The sequence below is a fragment of the Lentzea sp. NPDC058450 genome, assembly GCF_042721395.1.
Lineage (GTDB): Bacteria > Actinomycetota > Actinomycetes > Mycobacteriales > Pseudonocardiaceae > Lentzea.
The window spans coordinates 1-26,794 of record NZ_JBHXLO010000014.1 but is presented as its reverse complement, the minus strand read 5'-3'; the positions used below and the strand labels follow the sequence as shown (position 1 = coordinate 26,794).

General features: G+C 71.4%; 20 protein-coding genes and 1 riboswitch. Of the genes, 12 read left to right on the top strand and 8 right to left on the bottom strand.

Going from position 1 to position 26,794, the window contains the following annotated elements; translation table 11 throughout:
• The first annotated feature begins 48 nt into the window (after positions 1 to 48).
• Entirely contained in the window at positions 49 to 3,363 is a 3,315-nt protein-coding gene (locus tag ACFWNN_RS22170) for a BTAD domain-containing putative transcriptional regulator (protein WP_382441811.1), read from the top strand.
• Positions 3,364 to 3,503: 140 nt separating this feature from the next.
• On the top strand, positions 3,504 to 5,318 hold the full coding sequence (locus ACFWNN_RS22165; RefSeq protein ID WP_382441810.1) for a BTAD domain-containing putative transcriptional regulator: 1,815 nt from the start codon (positions 3,504 to 3,506) through the stop codon (positions 5,316 to 5,318).
• Here ACFWNN_RS22165 and ACFWNN_RS22160 read toward each other — a convergent pair.
• The 6 genes from ACFWNN_RS22160 to ACFWNN_RS22135 are packed head-to-tail and all read right to left on the bottom strand — an operon-like array spanning position 5,287 to position 11,496.
• The gene (locus ACFWNN_RS22160) at positions 5,287 to 5,850 is read right to left on the bottom strand and encodes a GAF domain-containing protein (protein ID WP_382441809.1); all 564 of its coding nucleotides are present in this window, start codon (positions 5,848 to 5,850) and stop codon (positions 5,287 to 5,289) included. The genes ACFWNN_RS22165 and ACFWNN_RS22160 overlap by 32 nt on opposite strands.
• 10 nt (positions 5,851 to 5,860) lie before the next feature.
• Entirely contained in the window at positions 5,861 to 6,673 is an 813-nt protein-coding gene (locus tag ACFWNN_RS22155; protein WP_382441808.1) for a S8 family serine peptidase, read from the bottom strand.
• On the bottom strand, positions 6,670 to 9,504 hold the full coding sequence (locus tag ACFWNN_RS22150; RefSeq protein ID WP_382441807.1) for an AAA family ATPase: 2,835 nt from the start codon (positions 9,502 to 9,504) through the stop codon (positions 6,670 to 6,672). The genes ACFWNN_RS22155 and ACFWNN_RS22150 overlap by 4 nt, the downstream gene beginning before the upstream one ends.
• A 9-nt stretch (positions 9,505 to 9,513) precedes the next feature.
• Complete coding sequence (locus ACFWNN_RS22145) at positions 9,514 to 9,717, bottom strand: aroma-sacti cluster domain-containing protein (RefSeq protein WP_382441806.1); 204 nt, start codon at positions 9,715 to 9,717, stop codon at positions 9,514 to 9,516.
• Positions 9,701 to 10,366, bottom strand: coding sequence for an iron-containing redox enzyme family protein (locus ACFWNN_RS22140; protein ID WP_382441805.1), 666 nt, complete (start codon positions 10,364 to 10,366; stop codon positions 9,701 to 9,703). The genes ACFWNN_RS22145 and ACFWNN_RS22140 overlap by 17 nt, the downstream gene beginning before the upstream one ends.
• Positions 10,363 to 11,496, bottom strand: a complete 1,134-nt coding sequence (locus ACFWNN_RS22135) for a radical SAM protein (protein WP_382441804.1) — start codon at positions 11,494 to 11,496, stop codon at positions 10,363 to 10,365. The genes ACFWNN_RS22140 and ACFWNN_RS22135 overlap by 4 nt, the downstream gene beginning before the upstream one ends.
• 260 nt (positions 11,497 to 11,756) lie before the next feature.
• On the opposite strand from ACFWNN_RS22135, the gene ACFWNN_RS22130 reads away from it, so the two are divergent.
• From ACFWNN_RS22130 to ACFWNN_RS22115, 4 genes are all read left to right on the top strand, one after another.
• Positions 11,757 to 11,921: a hypothetical protein gene (locus ACFWNN_RS22130; RefSeq protein ID WP_382441803.1), complete on the top strand. Its 165-nt coding sequence runs from the start codon at positions 11,757 to 11,759 to the stop codon at positions 11,919 to 11,921.
• Positions 11,922 to 12,000: 79 nt separating this feature from the next.
• Positions 12,001 to 14,727 (top strand): class III lanthionine synthetase LanKC, encoded by a 2,727-nt coding sequence (gene lanKC, locus ACFWNN_RS22125; RefSeq protein ID WP_382441802.1) that lies wholly within the window; start codon positions 12,001 to 12,003, stop codon positions 14,725 to 14,727.
• Complete coding sequence (locus tag ACFWNN_RS22120; protein WP_382441801.1) at positions 14,724 to 15,938, top strand: MFS transporter; 1,215 nt, start codon at positions 14,724 to 14,726, stop codon at positions 15,936 to 15,938. The genes lanKC and ACFWNN_RS22120 overlap by 4 nt, the downstream gene beginning before the upstream one ends.
• Positions 15,939 to 15,948: 10 nt before the next feature.
• Positions 15,949 to 16,917 (top strand): MsnO8 family LLM class oxidoreductase, encoded by a 969-nt coding sequence (locus ACFWNN_RS22115; RefSeq protein ID WP_382441800.1) that lies wholly within the window; start codon positions 15,949 to 15,951, stop codon positions 16,915 to 16,917.
• 3 nt (positions 16,918 to 16,920) lie between these two features.
• Here the strand turns inward: ACFWNN_RS22115 and ACFWNN_RS22110 are convergent, their stop codons facing one another.
• A complete protein-coding gene (locus ACFWNN_RS22110) occupies positions 16,921 to 17,940 on the bottom strand; it encodes a TerC/Alx family metal homeostasis membrane protein (protein WP_382441799.1) in 1,020 nt (339 codons plus the stop codon).
• A 38-nt stretch (positions 17,941 to 17,978) separates the two neighbouring features.
• Complete coding sequence (locus ACFWNN_RS22105; protein WP_382441798.1) at positions 17,979 to 19,268, bottom strand: cation:proton antiporter; 1,290 nt, start codon at positions 19,266 to 19,268, stop codon at positions 17,979 to 17,981.
• A gap of 199 nt (positions 19,269 to 19,467) precedes the next feature.
• Here ACFWNN_RS22105 and ACFWNN_RS22100 point away from each other — a divergent pair, with 199 nt between their 5' ends.
• From ACFWNN_RS22100 to ACFWNN_RS22075, 6 genes are all read left to right on the top strand, one after another.
• Positions 19,468 to 20,523: a GAF domain-containing protein gene (locus ACFWNN_RS22100; RefSeq protein ID WP_382441797.1), complete on the top strand. Its 1,056-nt coding sequence runs from the start codon at positions 19,468 to 19,470 to the stop codon at positions 20,521 to 20,523.
• Positions 20,524 to 20,618: 95 nt separating this feature from the next.
• Positions 20,619 to 21,020, top strand: coding sequence for an ATP-binding protein (locus ACFWNN_RS22095; RefSeq protein WP_382441796.1), 402 nt, complete (start codon positions 20,619 to 20,621; stop codon positions 21,018 to 21,020).
• Positions 21,021 to 21,066: 46 nt separating this feature from the next.
• Positions 21,067 to 21,675 carry a TetR/AcrR family transcriptional regulator gene (locus ACFWNN_RS22090; protein ID WP_382441795.1) on the top strand — a complete coding sequence of 203 codons (609 nt, stop codon included), beginning with the start codon at positions 21,067 to 21,069 and terminating at the stop codon, positions 21,673 to 21,675.
• Positions 21,676 to 21,777: 102 nt separating this feature from the next.
• A complete protein-coding gene (locus tag ACFWNN_RS22085) occupies positions 21,778 to 22,818 on the top strand; it encodes an aldo/keto reductase (RefSeq protein ID WP_382441794.1) in 1,041 nt (346 codons plus the stop codon).
• A gap of 182 nt (positions 22,819 to 23,000) precedes the next feature.
• Positions 23,001 to 23,222: riboswitch (cobalamin riboswitch) on the top strand.
• 108 nt (positions 23,223 to 23,330) lie between these two features.
• Positions 23,331 to 25,673 (top strand): ribonucleoside-diphosphate reductase subunit alpha, encoded by a 2,343-nt coding sequence (locus tag ACFWNN_RS22080; RefSeq protein WP_382441793.1) that lies wholly within the window; start codon positions 23,331 to 23,333, stop codon positions 25,671 to 25,673.
• Positions 25,670 to 26,698 carry a ribonucleotide-diphosphate reductase subunit beta gene (locus ACFWNN_RS22075; protein ID WP_382441792.1) on the top strand — a complete coding sequence of 343 codons (1,029 nt, stop codon included), beginning with the start codon at positions 25,670 to 25,672 and terminating at the stop codon, positions 26,696 to 26,698. The genes ACFWNN_RS22080 and ACFWNN_RS22075 overlap by 4 nt, the downstream gene beginning before the upstream one ends.
• Positions 26,699 to 26,794: the final 96 nt, after the last annotated feature.

The window sequence follows — 26,794 nt, the reverse complement described above, 5'->3', positions numbered from 1 at the left end:
TCTTTTGGCGCAGTGTTCCTGCCGATTCACGTGATTAATGTGGTGATCATGTGGTGGACGGTGCTCGGGGCGGTCGGGGCGTACCAGGAAGGCCGGGGCATCGACCTCGGCGGCCCGAAGCAACGGCGGGTGCTGGCGGCGTTGCTGGTCGAGCCCGGATCAGCGGTCGCGGTGCACCGCCTGATCGACGCGGTCTGGGGTGTCTCCGCACCGGCCACGGCCGTGGGCACGTTGCGGGCGTACGTCGCGAACCTGCGCAGGGCACTGGAACCGAACCGGGCGCCCCGCGCCGCGGAGACCGTGCTGGCCACGTCTCCCGAGGGCTATCGGCTGCTGGTCTCGCCGGACGAGTTCGACGCGGTGCGGTTCCGTGCTTTGGTGGGCTCCGCTGCCGCCGCACGGGCGCAGGGGCGTGCGACCGATGCGCTCACGTCTCTCGAAATCGCGCTGAAACTGTGGCAGGGCCCGGCTTTCGGTGAGTTCGCCGGAGAGCCGTTCGCCGCCACGGCGGCGGCCGAACTGGAGGAGCTGCGGCTCGCCGCCCAGGAGGACCACGCGGACGCCGAGCTCGCCGTCGGGCAGCCGGCGAAGGCCGCGGTGGCGTTGCGGCTGCTGGTGGCCGCGGAACCGTTGCGGGAACGCCGATGGGAGATGCTCGCCCTCGCGCTCTACCGCAGCGGGCGGCAGGCCGACGCGCTGACGGCGTTGCGGGACGCGCGCCGGTCGCTGGTCTCCGAGCTCGGCATCGAACCGAGGGCGGCGCTGAGGCATCTGGAGCAGGCGATCCTCCACCAGGACAAGACACTCGACCTCGTCAGCACCCCCGTTCGGGTGGTGACGCAGGAGATCCTGCCCGGTCGCGGGGACGTGTTGAGGTCGCTGCGGCAGGCGTTCGCGGCGGCGGAAACCGGGCAGGGGCAACTGTTCCTGGTCACCGGCGAACCGGGGATCGGCAAGACGCGGGTGGCCGAGGCGGCGGCCGCGATGGGGCGCGGGCTCGGGTTCACCGTCGTGCTGGGGCGGTGCCCGGACAGCGAGGGCGCGCCGGCGTTCTGGCCGTGGGTGTCGGTGCTGCGGGCGGTGCTCGAGGGCGACGAACCGCTGCGCGCGTTGGCTGATCGCGTGGGGCTCGGCGCGTTGCTCGACACCGGATCGGCCGCACTGCCGCGGGAGAGCGGGCTGCACGGCGCGATCGCCGAGGTGGTCGCGGAAGCCGTGCGGCGTCGTCCCGTGCTGCTGATCCTGGACGACCTGCACTGGGCCGACCCGGATTCCGTCGCGGTGCTGCGGGTGCTCACGACGATGCTGCCCGAGTTGCCGTTGCTGCTGCTCGCGGCCAGCCGGGACGGCGCGGACCTGACCGAGCCGGTGGCGGGACTGCTGGCGCAGCTCACCGGACGCTGGGCGACGCGCTGGCCGTTGCGGCGGCTGACCGAGGCCGAGGTGGACGAGGTGCTCGCCGACTGGCCCGACGGCGGGCAGCCCGACGCGGCGCGGGTGGTCTACCAGCGTTCCGGTGGAAACCCATTTCACGTCGTGGAGCTGGCGAGGTTGCTGTCCGAGGTGGCGCCGGGTTCGTTGGCCGAGGTGTTGCCGCACGGCACGCGTGACCTGATCCAGCACCGGCTGCGCAGCGTGCCCGGCGAGGCGGGTGGGGTGCTGGTCGCGGCGGCGATGATCGGCGAGGAGTTCCGCGCCGACGTGCTGGCGGACGTCGCCGGGATGTCGGCCGCTCCGTTGCTGGACGTCCTCGACGCGGCGCTGAGCTGGGGCCTGGTGGCCGAGGGCGCGACGCCGGGGCACTACCGGTTCAGCCACGCGCTGGTGCGCGACACCGTCCGTTCGTCGGTGTCGCAGCTGCGTTCGGCGCACTGGCACGCCACCATCGCGCGGGTGCTTTCCCAGCGGGCGCAAGGGGATGACGCGCTGGACGTCGTCGCGTTCCACTGGCTGGAGGCGGCGTCGGTCGGGCACGCGGAGGAGGCGATCGAAGCCGGTCGGGCGGCGGCGGACCGGGCCGAACGCGTGCACGCCTACCAGCACGCGGCGACCGTGCTCGCCTCGGTCGTGGACGTCGTCGATCGGTACGCGGCGCCCCGCACCACCGACGAGACCCGCCGGTTGTTCGACGTGCTGGTGCGGCTGGGACGCACGAGTTGCCGTGCGGGACTGCAACAACAGGCGTCGGCGGTGTTGCGGCGGGCCATAGGCGTCGCCGGACGGCTGGGCGATCCCGAGGCGCTTGCGCTCGCCGCCACGACCTACAGCACCGAGTCGTTCTGGTCGATGCGTGACTACCGGGTGGTCGAGCACACGGTGCTGGACGCCCTGCGGGAGGCGGTTCGTCAACTGCCGCAGGAGGATTCGCCGTTGCGGTGCCTGTCGCTCGCGGCGATGGCGACCGAGCGGTACTTCGAGACCGGGCCCGACGTGGACGAGGCCGACCAGCCGTCCGCGACGGCCGTCGCGATGGCCCGCCGGCTCGGCGATCCCGTGCTGCTGATGCGCGCATTGCACCTGCGCCACCAGGCGATCCGGCACGCGGACACGTTGGACGAACGTCACCGGATCGTCGAGGAGCAGGTGGAGCTGGCCGCGTTGCCCGAGATCGGCGCGGACTGGATACCGCGGGTGAAGCTGCGCCGGGCGTTGACGTTCCTGGAGGCGGGCGACATGCGGGCGGCGCAGGCCGACATCGACGCGTGCGCGGAGGCCAACCAGCTCATGCAGCTGCCCGAGGTCGACGTGCACCTGCGGTGGTGGACGGCGATGCGCGCGGGCCTGTCCGGCGACACCAAGGCCGCGGTGCGGTTGTCGGAGCAGGTGTTCGAGCTGCACCGGCAGACGGTGTGGGGCTCCGAACCGGCGATCGTCGCGCAGCTCATGTCGTGGCTGATCGACGAGGGCAGGTTCGCCGACGCCAAGAGGGTGCTGGCGAGCCGGAACGTGCCGGGCAGCCCGGTGAGCGCCGAGCACCTCGGGTTGATGCAGGCGCTGCAAGGAGATGTCGCGGCGGCGCGGCGGAACTGCCCGCCGGCCGGAGTGCTGCCGGAGCCGCCGAAGGACTGGTTGTGGCTCATGCAGATGGTGCTGCGGGCGTACACCTGGGCGTTGTGCGGGGACGCCGAGTCCTGCCGGTACGCGCTGGACAGGCTGATGCGGTACTCCGGGCGCAGTGTCACGACCGGGTCCGCGATCCTGTGCTGGGGGTCGATCGACCACTTCCTCGGCGAGATCGCCGCCACCGCCGGCGAGGTGGACCTGGCGTTGCGGTTGCTGGGAAGGGGCATGCGGCACAACGCGGCCATGGGGTGCGAGACGTGGCGAAAACGGTCGGAGGCGCGGATCGCCGAGCTGGTGTGAGCGAGCGGCCGGCCCACCGCGCTGGTCCGGCCGCGCGCGGAAGCCTCGGCCGCAGAGCTGATCCGGGGCCGCCCCAATCCGGGTCCAACGTCGTCCCAATCCCGTCCCGTGATCCTCGACCGGGAAGAAGGGACGATGACGTGATTCATTCACCGGGTTCCGTCGAGTGCAGGACGTTCGACGTGTTCACCGTCCTGCACGACGGCAGGCTCGCGGACATCGGCGGCCCGAAGCAGCGGTTGCTGCTCGCGCACCTGCTGTGCCGGGCGAACTGCGTGGTGTCGGTGAAGGAGCTGCTCGACGCGCTGTGGGGTGACTCGCCGCCCCGTACAGCAGGGAAGAACCTCCAGGTCTACGTCTCCAAGCTGCGCCGGGTCTTCGGCGACCGGCTGTGCCACGCGGGCAACGGCTACCGGCTGAGCCTCGGGCCGGGGGAGTGCGACCTGCTGCGGTTCGAGGCGCTCGCCCGGCAGGGCCGGCAGCTGTTGCGCGGCGCGGACACCGAGGCCGCGACGGACCTGCTGGGGCAGGCGATCGCGTTGTGGCAGCGACCGCTGGCGGAGTTCGCCGACGAACCCGGCCTCGCCGCCGAGCTGGGGCGAAGACAGGAGTTGTTCCTCGTCGTGCTGGAGGACTGGGCGGAGCTCGCGGTGGCGGCGGGCGACCACCAGCAGGCACTCGACCGCCTGGCCGAGCACGTCCGGCCGCACGCCCTGCGCGAACGCCTCGGCGCGGCGTGGATCCGGTCGCTCGCCGCGGCCGGGCGCGTGCGGGAGGCGTTGGCGCACTACGAACACGTGCGCCGGACGCTGGCCGACGAGCTCGGCGTCGACCCCGGGCCCGAGCTGTCGGCCGTGTACCGGCAACTGCTCGACGGCGCCGCTGTTCCCGCGCACCGGGCCGGTGGGCAGACGCCGGGCAACCAGCTGCCGCGCGACGTGCCGGACTTCGTGGGACGGCGAGCCGAGACGGGACAGGTGCTCGCGCACCTCACCAGCCCGCACGGGCTCGACGTCGTGCTGGTGTCCGGGCCGGTCGGCAGCGGCAAAACCGCGTTCGCCGTGCACGTCGCGCATCGGCTGAGGGACGCGTTCCCCGACGGCCAGGTGCTGGTCGACCTCGCGGCGGACGACGGCACCGCGAAACCGGCCGAGCGGGTGCTCGCCGAGCTGCTCGACCTCTCCGGCCAGGACGCCGGGCCGCAGCCGCTCGGCCGGTGGCGGCGCTGGATCGCCCGCCGCAAGCTGCTGATCGTGCTGGACAACGCGGCTCACGAGGACGTCGTGCGCGCGGTGCTGCCGGGATCCGGGTCCAGCGCGGTGATCGTGGCCGGCAGCACGTGGCTGAGCGGCCTGGAGTCGGTGCTGCGCGTGCCGCTGCCGCCGTTGGGGGACGCGGAGAGCCGCGAGCTGCTCGGCCGCGTCGTCGGTTCGAGCCGGGTGCTCGCCGACCGCGACGCCGTCCGCCGGATCCTCGACGGCTGCGAGCGCTCGCCGCTCGCCATCCGGATCGCGGCGGCCAAGCTCGCGGCGTTGCGGCACCTCGCGCTGGCCGAGTTCGCCGACCGGCTCACCGACCAGCGCCGGGTGCTCGACGAACTGGCCGTGGGCGGGCTGACCCTGCGCGACCGGCTGACCCGCTGGTACCGCGGGCTCACCGACCAGCACCGGGCCGCGTGCCACCGGATCGCCGAGCTGCCCCCGCCGCCGTTCGGGCACGGGCTGGTCGCCGCCGCGCTGACCGGACTGTCCACTTCGGAGGACCTGCTGCTGGAGTCGTTGCTGGAGGCCAACGTCCTGACCGCGCCGGACGCCGAGGTCGTCGCCTGCGAGGCCAGCTACGACATGCCCGCGGCCACCTACTGGCTGCTGCGGGAGGTGGTGGAGCGGGAAGCGACGGTCGTGCCGTTCCCGCGTCCGAACCTCATCCATGCCGATGCCGCAGGAAGTCCCTGAAGACGTCCACCAGCTCGTCGGGGTCGATGCGGGCGAGCGGGTCGGTCTCCGGCCCGCACTGCGCGCAGCCCTTCGCGACGCGCAACGCGGTCGCGGCCTGGTTCGCGAACAACGCCAGCAGGTCGAGGTCGCCGAGGTCCGACCGGCTCTGCTCGGCGGGGTCCAGCACCTGGAGCACGCCGAGCACCTGACCGTCGGCCAGCAACGGCGCCGCCATCAGGGCGTTCGGCACGTACTGCGTCGACTCGGCGATGTCGCGGGCGAACGTGTTGTTGTCCCGCAGGTCGTCCACGATCATCGCCTGCCCGGAGCTCACGGCCCAGCCCGCGATGCCCCGGTTGGCCGGGATGCGCGTGCCGACCAGGAAGTCCTGCCCCTCGCCGGCGACGGCCTCGAAGACGAGCTCGCCCGCCGCGTCGTCGAGCAGGAACACCGAGCTCGCCGCCGCCCCGAAGATCGCCCTCGCGACCTCCACGATCGACTGGAGCAGCGCGCGGGTGCCGCCGGGAGCCGGTGAGACGTCGAGTGTCACGGCCAGAACCTCATTTCTCCGTGCGGACGTTCGCCGCGGCCAGGTACAGCACGGTCTTGAGCTGGAAGATCGTCAGGCCGGGGTGCTTGGCGAGGATCAACGCCGCCAGCCCGGCGATCCGGGGCGTCGCGAAGCTGTTGCCGGTCGTGCGGGCGGTGCCGCCGCCGGGCCACGCGACCACCACGTCCCGGCCCATGGCGAAGAACTCCACCGGTGGCGCCGGGTTGTACAGGTAGAGATCCGGGTCGGACTCCTGGTGACTGCCGACCGACAGCACCGAGCAGAACCGCCACGGGAAGCTCACCACCGGCGTGTTGTGCGCGGACGCGACGATCGCCGACCGCCGGAAGTACGCCTCGTCGGCCAGCTCGTGCAGGTCCTGCGCGAACTTCGTGCGGGTGGTCGACAGGCTCATGTTGATGACGTCGAAACCCTGCTCCACGGCCCACTTCAGGCCGGTCAGCAGGAAGTCGCCGCTGCCGGAGAACCGTTCGCCGAGCACGCGCACGCTGTGCAGCTCGCAGTCCGGGGCCATCTGGCGGATGATCCCGGCGCACGCCGTGCCGTGGCCGCACGTGTCGTGGTGCTCGGCCGGCCGCACCTCCGGGCCGTTCTCGCCCTTGACCACCTCGTGCGAGCTCGTGACGGGGCCGACGAGCGGGTGCTCGCCGTCGACCCCGCTGTCGACGACGCAGACCCGGACACCGGCGCCGGTCGAGCCTCCGTAGGCCCACTCGGGGGTGACCTGGTCGAGCGCGATGGCGTCGACGCCGATGTCGTCGGGGCCCTGGTTGCGCAGGCCCCAGCTGAGTGTGCGGGTCACCGCACCGCCTTCCTGAGTCGGGCGGCTCGGCGCTCACCCACGACGTGTCCCTTGCCGCGGAACAACTCCTCGGCACGTTCGGCTGCTTGCTCGTCTCCGCTGACCGTGGCCAGGTCGAGGTAGGCGATGGCCTGCGTGATCGGCGACTCGGTGGTCACCGCTCGCGCGACGGCTTCTCGCGCCAGTTCCGGGTCGTTCGCGATGAGGGCCTGGATGCCGAGCTGGTCGGCGGCCTCCGGCGTGGCCAGGTCGTCGGCCGGGGTGAACTCGGCCGGTTTGCCCTGGCCCAGAAGGACTCTGGCGAGTTCCCGGTTCGTGGTGGCGATCAGGTCCGGGATGCCGGTGGCTCGGCTGAGGGTGTCCCGCAGCAGGCGTTCGGCGTTGTCCAGTCGGCCTGCCAGGGCTTCGACCCCGGCGGCGAACAGCGGGCCGACGATCGCGGCCTCCGCGTAGCCGAGTTCTCGGGCGAACCTGTCGGCGGCGTTGAGTCGTTGCTGTGCCTCGGCGTCTTCGCCTTGCAGGGCCAGGAGGTTGGCCAGCGGGTAGCTGAGGGTGAGGGCGACGACGTCGTGGTCGTGTTCGGCGAGCAGCGCGCGGCACCGGCGGGCGGCTTCCGGGGCGGGGACCGGGCCGTGCCAGAGCGAGATGCCCAGCGCGCCGAGCGCCACGGCCTGTTCCGGTGCGGCCTCGGCGTGGTGGAGCGCGGTGGTCAGGAGCTTCTCGGCGTCCGCGTGGGCGCCTCGTAGCTGCTGGTCCTGGGCGATCCGGATGAGACACCGAGCCTGGCCGAGGTGGTCGCCGGTGCTTTCGAACGTCGCGAGGGTGTGGCGTGCGGTTTCCGCCCGTTCGGCCGGCCGGGCACTTAGCTGGAGCCGGGCGTGGGCCACAGCGGTCGCGTCGCCGTTGTCGATGATCTGGTTCAGCAGCTCGGTGGCGTCGTGGCCGGTGGCGATCCTCGTCTCGGCCACGACCTGGGCGGCTTGCGCCCACCACGGGTCCTCGTTCTTGGACAGGGCCAGCGCGCGGCTGCCGAGGTTCTCGGCCCAGGACAGGTCGGCGCGGTCCAGCGCGGTCCGGGCGGCGCCGGCGAGCACCCGGGCGGCCTGGCTGCGCAGGTCGCTCGTGTGGGCGTCGCGCATGCCGAGCCCGTGCCGGTGCAGGTAGGCCTGTTCGAGGTGGTGCCCGGTGGCGTCCTGGGAGGCGAGCTGCTCGTGCCAGTCGGCCCGCCGCCGCTTGCTGATGCCGTTGTACGTCACGTCCCTGAGCAGTCCGCTGTGGAACCGGTAGTCCAGGGCGGCGACGGGTTCGACGAGGCCGCGCCGCATCAGCTCGCCGACGGAGGCGTCCGACTCGGCGAGTGTGGCGGCTTCGCGTGCCGCGAACTGCCTGCCCACCACCGCGGCCGCGTCCAGCACGACTCGGTCCGGGGCTTCGAGGGCGTCGATGCGGGCGGCGAGCACCGCGGTCACGGTGACCGGCAACGTGTCGGGGTCGGCGCCGTCTTCGAGCATGGCGACGAGCTGTTCGAGGTAGAGCGGGTTGCCTTCGGCGCGGTCGATCACGCGGTCCAGCACCGAGGGGCCGTGAGCCTGCACCGGCACCAGTTCGGCGGCCAGGCGGGCCGACTCGTCGGGGGTGAGGGGAGTGACGTGCAGGGTGACGGCGGCGTCGGTGAGGCCGCGGCCGGCGCAGACGAGCATGACCCTGGTGGCCTTGAGGGCTTCGGCGAGGTGGGTGACGGCGTCGAGGAGGGTGCGGTCGGCCCACTGGAGGTCGTCGATGACCAGCACGACGGGGTGCTTCGTGGCGAGGTCGGTGAGGACGGTGGCGACGGCGTGGAAGGTGGCGTCGGCGGAGAGGCCGGGTGCGCCGTCCTTGAGGAGGCCGGACCGGAGGACCTGGAGCGCGGGGCTGGGACCAATGCCGGACGCGCCGCCTCGCGCATCTTGGTGGGTGGGGCCGGTGCCGGTCACGCCTTCTTGCGCCTCGCCGCTTCTCACCTCCGCCGCGTCCAGGATCCCCTGCAGGGCCTGCGCGAGCGGCGCGAGGCTGGCCTGGTCGCGGTACGGGTGGCACCGCCCGGCCCCGACGAAGGCGTTGGCGGGCAACCACTCCCGGATCAGCCGCGTCTTGCCGATCCCCGCCTCACCGCTGATCGTCAGGTGCCGGCCGCGCCCGTCCAGCACCTCGGCCCACCGGTCGGCGAGCAGCGCGAGCTCGGCCGTCCTGCCGACGAACGGCACGTCCGACGGCAGCGTGCGGTCGGCGTGGGTCTGCACGGCGTGCACGCGGTAGGCGGTGACCGGGTCGCGCTTTCCCTTCAACGCCAGCGCGCCGACCTCCTCGACGTCCGCCGCCGAGCCGAGCAGGGCGCGCGTGACCGGTCCGATCAGCACCTGGCCGGGGCCCGCGTTCTGCTCCAGGCGCGCGGCCACGTTGACGACCTCGCCGGCGACGAGGTTCTCGTTGGCGCCCACCGCGGAGGTGGCGACGACCTCGCCGGTGTTGACGCCGATCCGGACGGCCAGGCGGCAGCCGAAGCTCTCCTCCAGGTCGATGTTGAGCTCGTCCAGGCCCGCGATGATGTCCAGGGCGGCCGCGGTGCCGCGGCGGGCGTCGTCCTCGTGCACGACCGGCACGCCGAAGACGGCCATGACCGCGTCGCCGATGAACTTCTCGACCGTGCCGCCGTGGCCTTCGATCCGTTCGCGCGCGGTGTCGAAGTAACGCAGGACGACCGACCGCAGCAGCTCGGGTTCGAGGATGCCGGACAGCTCGGTGGAGCCGACCAGGTCGCAGAACAGGACCGTCACGAGTTTGCGTTGTTCCACGTCATCCCCCTAGAACAACGCCGCGCCCGCGACGACCGAATGGGCCTGGACCTCGGGCTCGACCTCGTCCAGCCGCCGCTTGATGTCGAGGATCAGCTCCAGCTCCTGCCCGGACAGCTCGCCGAACACGGCGCGCTGCTCGTCGGTGCAGGAGTCGACGGGGAAACCTGCTGCTGCCAACGCGTCGAGGTTGGTGTCAAACTCGGAGCTCACTGCGGGCCTCCCTGGTCAGGTGGTCGAAGAGGTCGATCAGCGCGGCAGCGGTGTGCAGCGCACTGGCACGGACGGCCGCGCGCTGGGCGGCGTCGAGGTCGAGCTCCGCGAGCACCGCGAAGATGTCGTCGCTGTGGCCGGGGTCTGCGTCGGCGTGGTGCCGCACCGTGTCGAACGCCTCGTGCGGCAGCCCGGTGTGGTGGGCGAGCAGTCCGGCGAGACCGGGCGACGGCGAGTTGCCCTCCAGTACGGCCATGTACCCGAGCAGCGCGACCGGATGGCCGTGGTTGATCCAGTAGTACTGCGGCCCGACCAGCCGCACGACCTGCACCGACGGCGCCCGCAGCCGTTCGGCCTCCGGATCGAGGCCCGCGACGAGCATGTCGTCGAGCAGCCAGTCGTCGTGGCCCAGCTCCTCCTCGATGTGCTCGGGGAGGTAGGCGCGCAGCCGCTGGCTCACCGGGTCTGGGCCGGTGCTGCGGGCGAAGGCCAGTTCCATCAACGGAACCGACGCCCTGATCACCGCGTGCATCTCGGAGAGGTACCGGCGGTAGCGCTCGCGGAGCCCTTCTGGCTGCCAGAGGGCGGCCGCGCTACGGCGCAGGGTGGGAGTGACGAGTTCGAGGATCGGGTGCAGGTCGACGCTCATGCTTCACCGCCTACGAGATGGGCGTAGCGGGGGATGCCGTGCCGGCGCAGCAGGGCTTGGGGGTCGCCGGAGTCGTGCAGGGCGGCGGCTTGGAGCAGCTCGCCGACGGGACCGGAGCCGGTGCGGCTGGCCCAGGAGAGGGCGGCGGGGGAGTCGGAGAGGAGGTGGCAGGTGCCGCAGTAGTCGGTGGGCGCCAGCGAGGTGAGCGCGGGCGGGACGGGGGTGCCGGTGGGGGTCGGCTGGGTGAGGGTGGTGCCGTTGGCGGGTGTGAAGGCGGCGCAGCTCGCCGTCGCGCGGGTGGCGATGTGCAGCGGCCCCACCGTGCGGACCATGCGCAGCATCGGCCGTTCCTGCGCCCGTTCCTGCACGGAAGCCCAGTCCGAGGTCGCGATGTCGCCCAGCACCAGGTGATCCGGCCGCGTTCGCCCGTCCACCACGTCCTGGTTGCAGCACGCCACCACCACGCCGTCCACCGCGATCACCGGCCACGCCGCCGTCGCGCAGGGCGCCACCGAGTCGTCGGCCGCCGTGACGGCCCGAGCCCACGAGGCCGCCCGGCCGATCGGTTGCACGCCGGCCACCAGCATCGGCACGTCCTCGCCGAACTCCGCCTCCACCTGCGCGGTCACCTCGGCCAGGTACGGGTCGTCCGCACCGCTGCCGGTGACGTGCAGGCTCGTCGCGGTGCCGTCGCGCAGCAACGCCCGCAGCACCTCGAACACGTCCGCGCGGGCCACTTCCTGTTCGTGGAACACGTCCAGGCTGAGCGAGAAGTGGTCCACCGCGCGGGCGGCCCGGCGGATCGGGGCGGGGAGGTCGCCGCCGCGTGCGAAGAAGGCTCCGGTCAGCACGGCGGTTCTGGTGCCCGCCGCGTTGGCCGCGTAGGCCGTCCGGGTCACGAGATCGGGGCGCAGCAACGGTTCACCGCCGGTCAGCATCAGGATCTGGGGCGGGCGGCGCTGGTCGAACGTGCCGACGAACCGGAGCAGGTGCTCGGCGTCGAGGTGGCGGCCGCGCAGGCCCGCGGCGAACGAGCAGTGCGCGCAGTGCAGCGGACACCGCTCGGTCAGGGTCACCAGGACACCCGCGCAGACGTCCTGGCGCAGCGCCATGATCTCGGCCAGCCGCATCCGCCCACCTCCTCGTCCTGCTCCGAGTCTGGGGCGGTCGCCTGCCGGGCGGTTTGAGTTCGGTATAAGCGCAGGCGGGGGCTGTCAAAGAGTCCACAAGGGACAAGGAAACAGCCTCAAGAAAACAGGAAAACCCATGCGCCACAGCGGTTTAACCGTTCGCATACCGAACTCGTGGCGGGCGTTCCTAGCGTTTGCCCCGTCGCCGACCGCCGAGCGGCCGGGACGAAACCCAGTCCCCATCGCACCAGGGAGAAACCATGTCTGACGAGACCGCGAACCCGCAGCCGGAAGAGACCGAGTCCGACGAGGTCGAGGCCCACAGCGCGGACGTGCTGGGCCTGCAGTCCCTGGACGCAGACGGGGCGCCGGGCTACAGCAGCCCCGCCTTCAGCTGCAGCTCCTGCGGCGGCGCCAGCTGCTGACGAACGGCATCGCGCGTGGCCCGGGCTCGTCCCGGGCCACGCGGTAACACCCGAGAACACCACCGGACGGAGGAGCGCGATGCAGGTCGGCTGGGAGACGGTGGTGTCCTACATGATGCACCACCCCAGGTGGTTCGAGGACTTCACGCAACGTCCGCCGACCGCGGAGCACTTCCGCGAGTACCGCGCGGTGATGCCCGCCGAGTGGAAGCTCAGCAGGCGCGGGCACTGGATCATCTCCGAGCCGCCGGACGTGCCGATGCCGGGCGAGGGCTGGAAGCTGCACGCCTCAGCGACCTCGCACAACTCCGCCGAGGTGCTGCGGGCCGCGCTGCCCGTCCTGCTGGAGGCCGGCGTCCGGTTCAAGTTCCTGATGGACCCGGCCGCGGTCCAGGAGGCGAACGGCAAGTCGTTCCCGCGCGGCTCCAGCGGCAAGTTCATCACCGTCTACCCGGTGGACGCCGCCGAGTTCCACGCCGTCGGGGAGGCTCTCACCCGCGCGCTCGACGGCTTCGAGGGCCCGTACCTGTTGTCGGACCGCAGGTTCCCCGGCTCGAGGGTCGTCTACTACCGCTACGGCGGCTTCCGCAGCTTCTTCCGGCTCACGCCGCACGGCGTCAAGGAGCTGATGATCAACGCTCCGGACGGCACCCGCGTCCCGGACGTCCGCACTCCTTACTGGACGGTCCCGGAGTGGGCGGAGGACCCGTTCCCGGGCCCGAAGGCCAAGCCGGTCAAGGCCAAGCCCGCCAAGGACAAGAAGACCGCGCTCGCCAACGGCCGGGTCGTCGTCGAGAGCGCTTTCCTGCAGAGCAACCGCGGCGGCGTGTACAAGGGCTACGACACCGAGACCGGCGCGGACATCGTGCTGCGCGAGGCACGCCCCGGCGTCGAGGTCGGCCCCAACGGCGTGGACGCGGTCCAGCTCCTCAAGCACGAGTACGACCTGCTGACCGACCTCGCCGACACCGGCCTGTTCGTGAAGCCCATCGCGTACTTCACCGAGTGGGAACACGCCTACCTCGTCGAGGAGTACCTGCCGGGCACGCCGATCGGGCGGTTCAGCATCGTCGAGAACCCGATCTACGGCCTCGACCTCACGCCCGGCCGCCTCACCGACTACTACTCGCGGTTCCGCGACATGTGGGTGCAGATCGCCGACGCCATCGCGGCGAGCCACGACCGCGGCATCGTGCTCGGCGACATCTCGCCGACCAACATCATCGTCGGGCCGGGCGACCGGATCGGCATCATCGACCTGGAGTCGGCGTTCCACGAGGGCATCGACACCGGGGCCGCGCTCAGCACCCCCGGCATGGTGACGCGCCGGAGCCTCGCCGCCCGTCGCGGCGACCGGCGCACCGACTACTACGCGCTCGGTGGCGTGATCCTGTCCTGCGTGCTCATGTGCCAGCAGGCCGACGTCATGGACCAGGGTGTGCCGCGCAGGCTGTTCGCCGAGGCCGCGGCCGACCTCGACCTGCCCGTCGAGCTGGTCGAGCTGATCAGCGACCTCTACGACGAGAACGCGGAACTGCCCGACCCGGCCGTGGTGCGCCAACGCCTGCTGGACCTCCCGTTCGGCACGAACTGGACCCAGCCGCCCCCGTTGGCCGTCCGCGCCGTCCCGGAGAAGGCCGCGAGCGTCAGGCTGCACAAGCGGATCGAGGAGACGCTCGACGGCGTCGCCGACTACGTGCTGAACACCGCGACCCCGCAGCGCGACGACCGGCTCTTCCCGTGCGACCTGCTGGTGTTCGAGACCAACCCGCTCTCGGTGGCGCACGGCGCTTACGGCACGCTCCTCGCGCTGCACACCATCCGCGGCGAGGTCCCCGACGAGCTGCTCGGCTGGACGCTGCAACGCTCCACCGCGCACCCGATGATCCCGCCCGGCCTCTACTACGGCACGGCCGGGGTCGCCTGGGCCCAGTCGGCGATGGGGTTCCAGGACCTCGCGATCGCCACGCTCCGGGGCAGCGCCGACCACCCGTTGCTGCTGACCGAACCGGGCGTGCTGATCGGCGCGGCCGGCCACGGCATGGCGTGCCTGCGGCTGTGGCGCGACACCGGCCTGGACGAGTTCCTCGATCGCGCTGTCAGCATCGGCGCACACCTCGCCGACACCGCGATCAGGGACGACGACCACGCGCACTGGCCCGGCCCCGAGGGCGACATCCCCATCGGCTACGGCTACGGCGCGTCCGGCATCGCGATGTTCCTGCTGGCGCTGCACCAGGCCACCGGCGACGCCGAGGTCCTCGCGCTGGGGGAGGCCGCGCTGGAGTTCGACCTGGCCCAGGGCGAGTACACGCCCAGCGGCCTGTTCACGTTCCCGCCGGTCGTGTCCACAGAGGACAGCCCAACCGAGGTGCTGCGCTCCTACTGGGACGAGGGCACCGCGGGCATCCTCACCACGGCGTTGCGCTACCAGCACGTCACCGGCGGGTGGCGCGACCGGATCGACCAGCTGCTGCCGGACGTGCGCCGCAAGTACGTCGTGTTCCCGCAGCTGTTCCACGGCGTCGCCGGCATGGGCAACACGCTGCTCGACGCCTACGAGTTCCTCGGCGACCCGGACCTGCTGGGCGAAGCGGAACGGGCGGCCGCGGCGGTGCTGTGCAGCGCCACCGAACGCCCCGAGGGCATCGTGTTCCCCGGCGAGCAGACCCTGCGGGAGAGCGCGGACCTCGCCACCGGCTCGGCCGGGGTGGCGTTGTTCCTCGACCGGTTCCGCCGCACCGCGCCCGGCGCCCGCACCAACCTGAACTTCGTCCTCGACGACCTGCTCGGAGACCCGCGATGACCGCCGTCGAGGAGGGCGTCGCCGAGGTGCCGTTGCGGCGCAACCGGGAGTTCCGGTTGCTGTGGGTCGGACAGGCGCTGTCGGACTTCGGCTCGGCGATGGCGGGCCTCGCGTTGCCGCTGGTCCTGCTCGCCGCCGGGTACGGTCCGGCGGAGGCGGGGCTGATCGGCACGGTGGTGCTCGTCGTCGGCATGGTCGTCCGGGTGCCGTCGGGCTACCTGGCCGACCGCTCCGACTCACGGGCGTTGATGCTGGTCAGCGACCTGGCGCGGCTCGCCGTGGTCGCCGTCGCGGCGGTGTGGCTGCTGGCGGGCAGGTTGCCGTTGTGGGTGGCGCTGCTCGTGGTGGTCGTGTCGGCCGTCGCGCTGGAGGCGTTCCGGCCCGCGCAGAACAAGGTCGTGCGCCGGGTCGTGCCCGCCGATCAGCTCGGCCACGCGGTGTCGCTCAACCAGGCGCGGATGTACGGGGCGAGCATCGCCGCGCCCGCCGTCGCCGGTGTGCTGATCGCGCTCGGGCCGTGGATTCCCTTCGCTGCCAACGCCGTCACGTTCGCCGTGTCGGCCTGGTGCATCTTCCTGCTGGCCCGCACCCCGGCCCCGGTGACGTCGGCGACGCGCGAGAAGTTCTGGCCCGAGGTGAGCGCGGGGCTCAAATACGTGGTCAGAGACCGGTTCCTGCGGCAGTCGTCCGTCTACTTCGCACTGTTGAACCTGGTCTTCTCCGCGCTCAGCTACGCCCTGATCCTCGGCGCGGCCACGCAACCCGGTGGCGCGGCGGCGGTCGGCGTGGCGATGAGCTCGGCCGCGCTGGCGGGCCTCGCCGGGTCGTTGCTGGCGCCGTACGTCGCGAAGCGGGTCTCGTTGCGGGTCGTGCTGATGGCCGGTCCGGTGCTGAGCGCCGCGTTGCTCGTACTCGCCTGGTCCGGGGGCGGCACCGTGCCGTTCGTGGCGGCGTTCTCCGCGCTGTGCCTGCTCACCCCGGTGATCGGCGCGGTGCTCGCGACGATCATGGCCAAGGCCGTGCCGGAGGACGTCTACGGCCGGGTGACGGCCGCGAGCAGCTTCGCTTCCCAGCTGCTGCAACCACTCGGGCCGGGGCTGGCCGGACTCGTGCTGGCCCACCTGACCTTCTCCGCCACCGCGGGACTCTTCGCCGTCTGTCTGGGCGCCCTCGCCCTGATCGCCCTTCTCGTGCCCACGCCGAGCCACTAGGAGACCTGCCATGGAACTGTCGGTGCTCGACCTCGCCGTGGTCGGTCCGGGCCGCACGCCGGAGCAGTCGCTGCGCGACGTCGTCGAGGTGGCCAGGACCGCGGAACAGCACGGCTACCACCGCTTCTGGGTCGCTGAACACCACGCGGCCCCGGCGACGGCGGGCAGCTCGCCGGCCGTCCTGCTCGCCTACATCGCCGCGGCCACGACGTCGTTGCGCGTCGGCTCGGGCGGCGTGATGCTGCCCAACCACGCACCGCTCGTCGTCGCGGAGCAGTTCGCGGTCCTGCAGGCACTGCACAACGGCCGGGTCGACCTCGGCGTGGGCCGGTCGTCCGGCGGCAACACCGCGAGCACCGCGCTGGACCGGGCCCTGCGCCGCAGCCCGCGCGCCACCGCCGACTTCCCGGAGCTGATCGACGAGCTCGCGCGCTGGCTGCACCACTCGTTCGCCGAGGACCACGAGTTCGCCGCGCTGCCGATGTCACCGCGGATCAGCGCCCCGCCGGAGCTGTTCGTGCTGGGCGCCAGCGAGAACGGCGCGCGCATCGCCGCCGAACGCGGGCTGCCGTTCGTCTACGGCCACCACCTCGGCGCGACCAAGGCACGTCCGGCGTCCGTCGACCGCTACCGCTCGGCGTTCCAGGGCGAGACGCCGTACCTCATCGCCTCGGTCAACGTCGTCTGCGCGGACACCGACGAGCTCGCCGAGGACGAGGCGATGGCCGTGGCGCTGAGCGAGGTGCAACGGCGCGAAGGGGCCGACGTCCTCGAGACCCGCCTGCGCCACCTCGCCGGGCAGGCCCTCGACGACGCCCAGGTGATCCGCGGCGGCCCGGAGACCGTGATGCGCGAGATCCACGCGCTGGCGGACCGGCTCGGCGCGGACGAGATGATGCTGGTGCCGTTCGAGCACACCGGGATCGGCCGCAGCCGGACCCTTCGCTCGGTGGCGCGGGCCCGGCTGGCCGTCGGCTGACGCTCACCGGCGCGACTCGGAACGTTCCTCGTTCCGGCGCGTGCGCAACGACCCCGGCCGCGCCTTGGCACTCGGGTCGCGCCGGGTCTTGAGGAGACTCGCGACCGTCACGACCGCCAGCACCACAGCGATCACCACGAGGCTCAGCAGCGTGGGGATCTCCGGCACGCTCTGGCTCACGTCCTCGTGCAGCCACTGCAGGATCAGCTTCACCCCGATGAACGCGAGGATCAGCGACAGCCCCGCCGACAGGTACACGAGCCGGTCCAGCAGCCCCTGCACGAGGAAGAACAACGCCCGCAACCCCAGCAGCGCGAACGCGTTCACGCTGAACACGACGTACGGCTGGGCGGTGATGCCGAAGACCGCGGGGATGGAGTCGAGCGCGAACAGCAGGTCGATCGTCCCGATCGCCACCAGCACCAGGAACAACGGCGTCGCGACCCGCTTGCCGTCGTCGTGCGTGAGGAGCTTGCCGTCCCGGTAGTCGTCCGTCAGCGGCAGCACTCGGCGCGACGTCCGGACGACGACGTTGTTCTCGATGTCCGGGTCCTCGTCGCGGTGCCGGTACAGCTGCACCGCCGTGAAGATCAGCAACAACCCGAAGAGCAGGAACACGAAGGAGAACAAGGAGAGCAGCGTCGCGCCGAGCGCGATGAAGATCGCCCGCATGAGCAACGCCAGCACGATCCCGAACGTGAGCACCTTGTGCCGGTGCTCGTCGGGCACCGCGAACGTGGTCATGATGATCACGAACACGAAGAGGTTGTCGACCGAGAGGCTCTTCTCGACCAGGTAGCCGACGAAGTACTCGGTGCCGGGCCCGCTCCCGTAGTGCAGCGTGAACCACACGCCGAACCCGAGTGCGATGGCCACGTAGACCACCGACCACACGGCGGCTTCCTTGAGCCCGACGTGGTGAGGCCGCTTCGCCGCGACGACGAGGTCCACGGTCAGCAGCGCCACGATGAAGCCGATGGTGCAGGCCCAGGTCAGCAGGCTGATGTCGAGCTCGGTGCTCATGTCACCTCCAGCCAGGGGGATACCCGGCGGGCGCGGTCTCATACCGGCGTGCGGTTCGCCTTCCCCTTGTCACCGTGCCGCGCCACGGCCTTCTCCTCCCGTCGCCGGTCGAGCAGCCACATCACCGGCGACGCCGACAGCCCGTGCAGCACGATCGACCCGATCACGACCAGCCCGACGACCCGCCACAACGCGTGCTGCTGCTCGGCGAACTCACCCTTCTGCAGCGCGTAGGTGACGTAGAACAGCGACCCGATCCCGCGCACGCCGAAGAACGCGATGACGGACCGTTCGCGCGGTCCAGTGCGGCCCCGGAGCTGGCCGATCCAGCCCGTCACCGGCCGCACGACCAGCAGGATCGCCGCCGCGACCAGCACCTCGCGCCAGCCCGTGCCCGCCAGCAGCCCCGTCACGGCCGCGCCGCCGAGCAGGAACACGATCAGCACCGTCAGCATCCGCTCGATCTGCTCGACGAACCGGTGCAGCACCTGGTGGTACCCGTGGTGCCGCTCGGCCGCCCTGATCGCGCAGGCGCACACGAACACCGCGATGAACCCGTAGCCCTCGGCCAGCTCGGTGAGCCCGTAGGCGAGGAACGTCGCGGCGATCGCCACGAACCCCTCGGCGTGCTCGGCGAGCCGGAACTTCGCCGACGGCGCCGAGAAGAACAGCTTGCCCAGCAACCACCCGGCACCCCAGCCGATCGCCACGGCCGACCCGATCCGCCACAGCAGGTCCACCGCGACCCAGTGCCCGAACCACGGCGACGCACCCGCCGTGCTGATCGCGATGGCCGCGTAGGTGAACGGGAACGCGAGCCCGTCGTTCAGCCCCGCCTCGGAGGTGAGCCCGAACCGCGCCTCGTCCTCGTCGGACTCGGGGTGCTCGGCGGGTTCCGCGACCTGCACCTCGCTCGCCAGCACCGGATCGGTGGGCGCGAGTGCCGCGGCGAGCAGCACCGACCCCGCCACCCCCAGTCCGAGCGCGCCCCAGCCGAGCAGTCCCACCAGCAGCATCGACAACGGCATCGTGATCGCCAGCAGCCGCCACGTCGTCGCCCACCCGCGCAGGCTGACCGCGCGGTTGAGGGCGAGCCCGGCGCCCATCAACGAGATGATCACGCAGGCCTCCGCCAGGTGCAGCAGCACACCGCTGTGCGCGACGGGATCGGGGTCGGGCAACGGTTCCACGACCGCGAACGTGAGCGCGCCCGCCCCGAGGAAGAGCATCGGCATCGAGACCGGTGCCCGGTCGAGCAGGCGCGGCAGCAGCGCGGCGGCGAGCGTTGCGAGACCCGCGCCGGTGTAGAGCAGGGGAGCGGGATCCACGGTCCGCCTTTCAGTCCGATCAGACCGAGGTACCCGGTGGACCCCCGCCCTAACCGTCTACTGTGGACCGGGGTGGTCGCCTGCCGGTCGTGCGCCGGGGCTGCGTACGATGTGCGCGCACCCGCCGAGGAGCGGGCACAGGAGACCGCGTCCAGGTCAAGCAGAGTGCCCGTGACGCATGGCGAGAGGCAACAACGCCATGAGTGCGTCAGGCATGCGGGAGTACGACCTGCGCGCCCTGTTCGGGCAGACCACCACCGTCTTCGCGGCGTTCACACCGGACGGGATCGAGACGGCGGACCCGGCGTTCAACGCCTTGTTCGGTGACGGCGCGGCGCTCGCCGATCTGGTGGACGAGGTCCACCGCACTGGCAGGCCCCGCACCGACCACGACGTCCGGGTGGTGGTGGGGGAAGGTCAGGACGCGCGGGAGAAGGTCTTCGACCTCACCTGCGCACCCCGTGCCGACCGGGCCGGTGTGCGCGTGATCGGCGTGGAGACCACTCAGTTCAGGCACGCGCAACGGCTGATGGCCGAGCATCGCGCGTTGCTCGAGCAGATCGCCCGCCGAGCACCGTTGACCGACGTCCTCGCCGGCATGGCCCGCTGCATCGAGGACCTGGCGCCGGAGGACCTGGTCGCCTCCGTCCTGCTCGCCACCCCGGACGGCGTCCTCCGGCACGGCGCCGCCCCCAGCCTCCCGGACTTCTACAACGAGGCGATCGACGGGATCGCCGCCGCGGAGGGCAACGGTTCCTGCGGCACGGCGGCCCACCGCCGCGAGCCGGTCATCACCGCGGACATCACCACCGACCCGCTCTGGACCGACTTCCGGCACCTGGCCGAGCGGGCGGACCTGCGCGCGTGCTGGTCCACCCCGATCCTCGGCGGAGACGGCGCCCTGCTGGGCACGTTCGCGATGTACCACCGCACCCCGCGCAGCCCGCAGGACACCGACCGGGCGTTGATCCAGGTCTTCGCCGACACCGCGGCCCTGGCGATCGAACGGCACCACAGCGAGACGGAGCGGCTGCGGACGGCGGCGGCCGCGCAGTCCCGGACCCCGCACCCCGAACGCTGTGAGCTGGGCGGACAGCGCGGCTGCGACGCCCCGGCGGAGATCAAGGTGGCCGACTCGTGGGGCGACGCGGCCTGGGGCTGCCCGGCCCACGTCGAGGAGGCGCTGATCCACGTGCGGTCGGTGTTCATCGCGAGCGAGGAGCTGGGCGGCCTCGCCGGCTACGTCCACCGCTGAAACTCCATCGGCAGAAAGATGTTTGACACGCCCGAGATCGGGCAACGGCTATCGTCGAACGCACTAGGCGACAGTCGTGAGAGGCCCGAACGCACGTGACCTTTGCCGGTGACCACGCCCAGCGCCTGGTCGTGGACCTGCACGTCCCGCGCGACGTCGTGCTGACCGGGCTGCGACACGAGCTCGCCGCGCTGCTGGCCGACCTGGGCGAGGACCACCTCTATGACGTGCAGCTGGTCGTCACGGAGCTGGTGAGCAACGTTCTCGACCACACGACCGGCAGCGGCCGCCTGCGCCTGTTCCGCACCGATGAGCCGTGCGTCGTCACAGTCGAGGTCGACGACGACTCCGCGACCCAGCCGGTCTACGGCCACTCGCGGCTGGGCGAGAACCGCGGCCGGGGCATGGTGATGGTCGAGAGCGCCACCAGCAAGTGGGGCACCAGCCTGCGCCCCGGCGGGGGCAAGACGGTGTTCGCCGTCGTGCCGTGCCCGTGACAACCCTCTGACCAGCGGCGCGAGCCGGACTGACTACGATCGGCCGGTGGCTTCCATCACCCGCCGACCGTCCAGGAAGGCCGAACGCCAGGCCGAGGTCGAGGCCGCCGTGCTGGGGGCGACCGAACGGCTGCTGCGCGACGGCACCGCGTTCACCGAGCTCGGGGTGCAGCGCATCGCGGACGCGGCCGGCATCGCGCGGTCGACGTTCTACCTGTACTTCCGGGACAAGACCGACGTCATGCGGCGGATCACCGAGAACCTCGGGCGGGACGCGTTCGCGGCGTCCGGGACCGTCACGCCGGACCTGGCGTCGGTCACGCGGGCGCACGTCGAGGTGTTCGCGTTCTACCGCGAACGCGCGCACCTGCTCGCCGCCGTCACCGAGGTGTCCGGGTACGAGCCGGAGATCCGGGACGTGTGGAACGCGGCCGTGCAGCGGTTCGCCGACAACCTCACCCGGATGCTCGAAGAGGAGCGGGAGGCGGGCCGGACGTCCGCCGACCTCGTGCCGCAGACGTGCGCCGAGATCATCGTGTGGGGCGGTATGCGGGTGATCGCGCACCACGTCGCCACGCACGGGCCCGAGTCCGACCTGGCCGTGGCCCGCGAGCTCGCCGCCAACCAGTGGTACGGCGCGTTCCGCCGCCCCTGAGAGTTCACGCTCCGAAGCCCTCCACACCGCTGGTGTGCTCCGTTCGGGGGTAAAGTCGGACATGTTGTCGGACACGGTGTCCGAAAAATGGAGGAGCGACAGATGCGGTACCGCACACTCGGCAAGACCGGCCTGTGGGTCTCGGAGGTGTCCCTGGGCGCCATGACGTTCGGCGGCGCCACCGGCCACCCGATCTGGGGTGCCGTCGGCGCGCTCGACGTGGCGCAGTCGCGCCGCCTCGTCGACGAGGCGCTGGACGCGGGCGTGAACCTGATCGACACCGCCGACGTCTACGCCGACGGGGAGTCCGAGGAGCACCTCGGCGAGATCCTCACCGGGCGGCGTGACCAGGTGCTGATCGCGACGAAGGCGATGGCGCGGTCCGGCCCCGGCCCCAACGACCTCGGGGCGACCCGCGTGCACCTCACCCGCAGCATCGAGGCGAGCCTGCGCCGGTTGCGCACCGACCACATCGACCTCTTCCAGCTGCACAACACCGACCCGATCACGCCGCTGGAGGAGACGCTCAGCGCGGTGGACGACGCCGTGCGCCAGGGCAAGATCAGGCACATCGGCGCCGCGAACTTCCCCGCGTGGCAGGTCACCAAGGCGCTCGGCATCTCGGCGCTCAAGCAGCTGTCCGGGTTCGTCGCGCTGCAGGAGCACTACTCGCTGCTGGTGCGCGACCTGGAGGCCGAGATCCTGCCGATGGTCGAGAGCGAGAACATCGGCCTGATCGTCTGGGGCCCGCTCGCCGCCGGATACCTGACCGGCAAGTTCGACGCCGAGGGCAAGACCGAAGAGACTTCCGCGCGACGTTCGAAGAGTTCTCAGGCGATTCCACCGGTCGACCCGTCCGCCGCCGCGCCGATCGTGCACGTCGTCCGCGAGGTGGCCGAGCGCAACGGCACGAGCATGCCGCAGGTCGCGCTGGCGTGGCTGCTCGCCCGGCCCGCGGTCACCAGCGTCACCATCGGCGCGCGCACCGTCGAGCAGCTGCGCGACAACCTCGCCGCCGTCGAGAACCCGTTGCAGGAGAAGGACCTCGCCGAGCTGGACGCGATCAGCGCCCCGGCCCCGGTGTACCCCAAGTGGATCAACGACTACTCCGCGGCCGTGCGGGGTCCGGTCCCGCAGGGCTGAGGCCGGCGCGGGCGACGGGGTGGGGCGGACCGTGTTCAACGCCTGCCACCTGCGTTGATCAACCGGGTTCGCCCTGCCGTCTCCACCGTCGTCGGCGGGGCGATTCCGGCACGTCCGGGACGCTGCTCCAACCGGGCGACACGCCCACTACATGTAGGTGTGCGTCTCATGATCGCGCCCATGTATTGTGTCGCGAAGCTGGTTCGGCCGATCATCCAGATCGGTCGTCGCAAGAGGGAACCCGGTGCGATTCCGGGACTGCCCCGCAGCGGTGAACGGGAACGAAAGCCGTCAGGAAGCACTGGACGAGGGTGTCTGGGAAGCGACGGCCGGTAGGCGCCTCGGTGATCGATCACCGGGCACGCCCGTGAGTCCGAAGACCTGCCAGCATCCCGCACGCGCCTGCGTGCGGGCGTCCGAGGCCCCGAGGGAGGGCGGGAGGACGTGGCGGTCGCGCGCGCCCGTTCACTCCTCGCTGCTCTCGTGGCCACCGAGCTCGCGAGGAGAGAGCTGTGACGGCGGTCGACACAGTCACCACCACCATGCGCGTCAAAAAACGCAACGGTTCACTCGAACCGGTCGACTTGAACAAGATCGTGCGCGCGGTGGAGCGCTGCACGGTCGGTCTGCACGACGTCGACCCGCTGCGGGTCGCGACGAAGACGATCAGCGGCCTCTACGACGGGGCGACCACGGAGGAGCTGGACAAGCTCTCGATCCAGACCGCGGCCGCCCTGGTCGCCGAGGAACCCGAGTACTCCAAGCTCGCCGCGGGCCTGCTGGCCGCGTTCATCGAGAAGGAGGTGCGCCGTCAGGGCGTGCAGTCCTTCAGCCAGAGCATCGCGCTGGGGCACGCCGAGGGCCTGATCGGCGACGCGACCGCGAAGTTCGTGGCCGCCAACGCCCGCAAGCTCGACGACGCGATCGACCTCGACGGCGACCGGCGGTTCGAGTACTTCGGCCTGCGCACCGTCTACGACCGCTACCTGCTGCGCCACCCGTCCAAGCGGTTCGTGATCGAGCAGCCGCAGTACTGGCTGCTGCGCGTCGCGTGCGGGCTCTCGCACACCGCGGCCGAGGCGATCGACTTCTACCGGCTGATGTCGTCGCTGGCGTACCTGCCCAGCTCGCCGACGCTGTTCAACTCCGGCACCCAGCACACCCAGATGTCGTCGTGCTACCTGCTCGACTCGCCGAAGGACGAGCTGGAGTCGATCTACGAGCGCTACGCCCAGATCGCGCGGCTGTCGAAGTTCGCCGGCGGCATCGGCGTGCAGTGGTCGCGGGTGCGCTCGCGCGGTGCGTTGATCCGCGGCACCAACGGCCACTCCAACGGCATCGTGCCGTGGCTGCGCACCTTGGACGCGTCGGTCTCGGCCGTGAACCAGGGTGGCCGCCGCAAGGGCGCCGCCTGCGTGTACCTGGAGACGTGGCACCCGGACATCGAGGAGTTCCTGGAGCTCCGCGACAACACCGGTGAGGACGCGCGCCGCACGCACAACCTCAACCTGGCCAACTGGATCCCGGACGAGTTCATGCGCCGCGTCGAGGCGGACGCCGACTGGTCGTTGTTCGACCCGGACGAGGTGCCGGAGCTCGTCGACCTGTGGGGCGACGAGTTCGACCGCGCCTACCGGGGCGCCGAGGAGGCCGGCCGCGCCGTCCGCACGGTGAAGGCCCGCGACCTCTACGGCCGGATGATCCGCACGCTCGCCCAGACCGGCAACGGCTGGATGACGTTCAAGGACACCGCGAACCGCACGTGCAACCAGACGGCGTCGCCGGAGAACGTGGTGCACCTGTCGAACCTGTGCACCGAGATCCTGGAGGTCACGAACGACTCCGAGACCGCGGTCTGCAACCTCGGCTCGGTCAACCTCGGCGCCCACGTCGTCGGCTCCGGCATCGACTGGGACCGCCTGCGTTCGACCGTCCGCACGGCCGTGGTGTTCCTCGACCGCGTGATCGACATCAACTACTACCCGACCGAGCAGGCGGCGCGCTCCAACCCGCGCTGGCGCCCGGTGGGTCTCGGTGTCATGGGCCTGCAGGACGTGTTCTTCAAGCTGCGCCTGCCTTTCGACTCCGCTGAGGCGCGTGAGCTGTCGACGCGCATCGCCGAGGAGATCTACCTGACGGCCCTGGAGTCGTCGGCGGAGCTGGCCTCGTCGGCCGGCGCGCACCCGGCGTTCGCGGAGACCCGTGCCGCCAAGGGAGACCTGCAGCCCGACCTGTGGGGCGTCACGCCCACGCAGACCGAGCGCTGGGCCTCCGTGCGGGAGCGGATCTCCGAGCACGGCCTGCGCAACTCGCTGCTGATCGCGATCGCGCCCACCGCGACGATCGCCTCGATCGCCGGCTGCTTCGAGTGCATCGAGCCGCAGGTGTCGAACACGTTCAAGCGCGAGACGCTCTCCGGCGAGTTCCTGCAGATCAACTCCTACCTGGTGCGCGAGCTGAAGTCCCGCGGCCTGTGGACGGACGCGATCCGCAACCGGCTCAAGCAGGACGAGGGTTCGGTGCAGGGCCTCGGCGAACTGCCCGAGGACGTGCGCTCGTTGTTCCGCACGGCCTGGGAACTGCCACAGAAGGCGTTGATCGAACTCGCCGCCGCGCGCGGCCCGTACATCGACCAGAGCCAGTCGCTGAACCTGTTCGTCGCCTCGCCGACGATCGGCAAGCTCTCCTCGATGTACCTGTACGCCTGGAAGGCCGGGCTGAAGACCACGTACTACCTGCGCTCCCGTCCGGCGACGCGCATCCAGCAGGCGACCGTGAGCGTCCCGACCGTCGCGTCGGAAGAAGCCATCGCCTGCTCCCTCGAAAACCCCGAATCGTGTGAGGCCTGCCAGTGACCGCCCTGTCCAACACCGCCCGCAAGAACGCCCTGCTCGACCCCGGCATGGACCTCACGCTGCGGCCGATGCGCTACCCGCTGTTCTACGAACGCTTCCGCGACGCCATCAAGAACACCTGGACCGTCGAGGAGGTGGACCTCCACTCGGACCTCGCCGACCTGAACAAGCTCTCGGAGGCCGAGCGCCACCTGGTCAACCGGCTCGTGGCGTTCTTCGCGACCGGTGACACGATCGTCGCGAACAACCTGGTGCTCAACCTGTACGAGCACGTCAACGCCCCGGAGGCGCGGCTCTACCTGTCGCGGCAGCTGTTCGAGGAGGCCGTGCACGTCCAGTTCTACCTGACGCTGCTCGACACCTACCTCCCCGACGAGAACGACCGCGCCGACGCGTTCGCCGCCGTCGAGACGATCCCGTCGATCCGCGCCAAGGCCGAGTTCTGCTACAAGTGGATCGACTCGATCTCGTCGCTGACCGAGCTGCGCACCCGCGAGGACCGCCGCTCGTTCCTGCTCAACCTGATCTGCTTCGCCGCGTGCATCGAGGGCCTCTTCTTCTACGGCGCCTTCGCTTACGTGTACTTCCTGCGTTCGCGCGGGTTGCTCAACGGCCTCGCCTCCGGCACCAACTGGGTGTTCCGCGACGAGTCGATGCACATGGCGTTCGCGTTCGACGTGGTGGACACCGTCCGCCGCGAGGAGCCCGACCTGTTCGACGAGTCGCTGAACGAGGAAGTGCGGCAGATGCTGCGCGAGGCCGTCGACGCCGAGGTGCAGTTCGCCGACGACCTGCTCGGCGGTGGCGTGGCCGGCATGTCGGTGGCGGACATGCGCTCGTACCTCGAGCACGTCGCCGACCGGCGGTTGCAGGTGCTCGGCATCGAGCCGATCTACGGTTCCAAGAACCCGTTCGCGTTCATGGAGCTGCAGGACGTGCAGGAGCTGTCGAACTTCTTCGAGCGCCGCGTCTCCGCCTACCAGGTGGGCGTGACCGGCACCGTCGCGTTCGACGAGGACTTCTAGGAGTCCGGCGGGGGGGCCCCAGCCGGGGGCCCCCGGCCTATTGGGGTGATCTACCGGATAGCACCCCCCCAGCCCCGGACCCCAATGGGGCGGGCC

Excerpts from the sequence above, each read along its gene's own strand:
- ACFWNN_RS22135 (WP_382441804.1), bottom strand. The coding sequence starts at position 11,496 with ATGCGGCTGGCCGAGATCATGGCGCTGCGCCAGGACGTCTGCGCGGGT.
- ACFWNN_RS22100 (WP_382441797.1), top strand. The coding sequence starts at position 19,468 with ATGAGTGCGTCAGGCATGCGGGAGTACGACCTGCGCGCCCTGTTCGGG.
- ACFWNN_RS22120 (WP_382441801.1), top strand. The coding sequence starts at position 14,724 with ATGACCGCCGTCGAGGAGGGCGTCGCCGAGGTGCCGTTGCGGCGCAAC.
- ACFWNN_RS22110 (WP_382441799.1), bottom strand. The coding sequence starts at position 17,940 with ATGAGCACCGAGCTCGACATCAGCCTGCTGACCTGGGCCTGCACCATC.
- ACFWNN_RS22115 (WP_382441800.1), top strand. The coding sequence starts at position 15,949 with ATGGAACTGTCGGTGCTCGACCTCGCCGTGGTCGGTCCGGGCCGCACG.
- ACFWNN_RS22170 (WP_382441811.1), top strand. The coding sequence starts at position 49 with ATGTGGTGGACGGTGCTCGGGGCGGTCGGGGCGTACCAGGAAGGCCGG.
- ACFWNN_RS22130 (WP_382441803.1), top strand. The coding sequence starts at position 11,757 with ATGTCTGACGAGACCGCGAACCCGCAGCCGGAAGAGACCGAGTCCGAC.
- lanKC (WP_382441802.1), top strand. The coding sequence starts at position 12,001 with ATGCAGGTCGGCTGGGAGACGGTGGTGTCCTACATGATGCACCACCCC.
- ACFWNN_RS22085 (WP_382441794.1), top strand. The coding sequence starts at position 21,778 with ATGCGGTACCGCACACTCGGCAAGACCGGCCTGTGGGTCTCGGAGGTG.
- ACFWNN_RS22140 (WP_382441805.1), bottom strand. The coding sequence starts at position 10,366 with ATGAGCGTCGACCTGCACCCGATCCTCGAACTCGTCACTCCCACCCTG.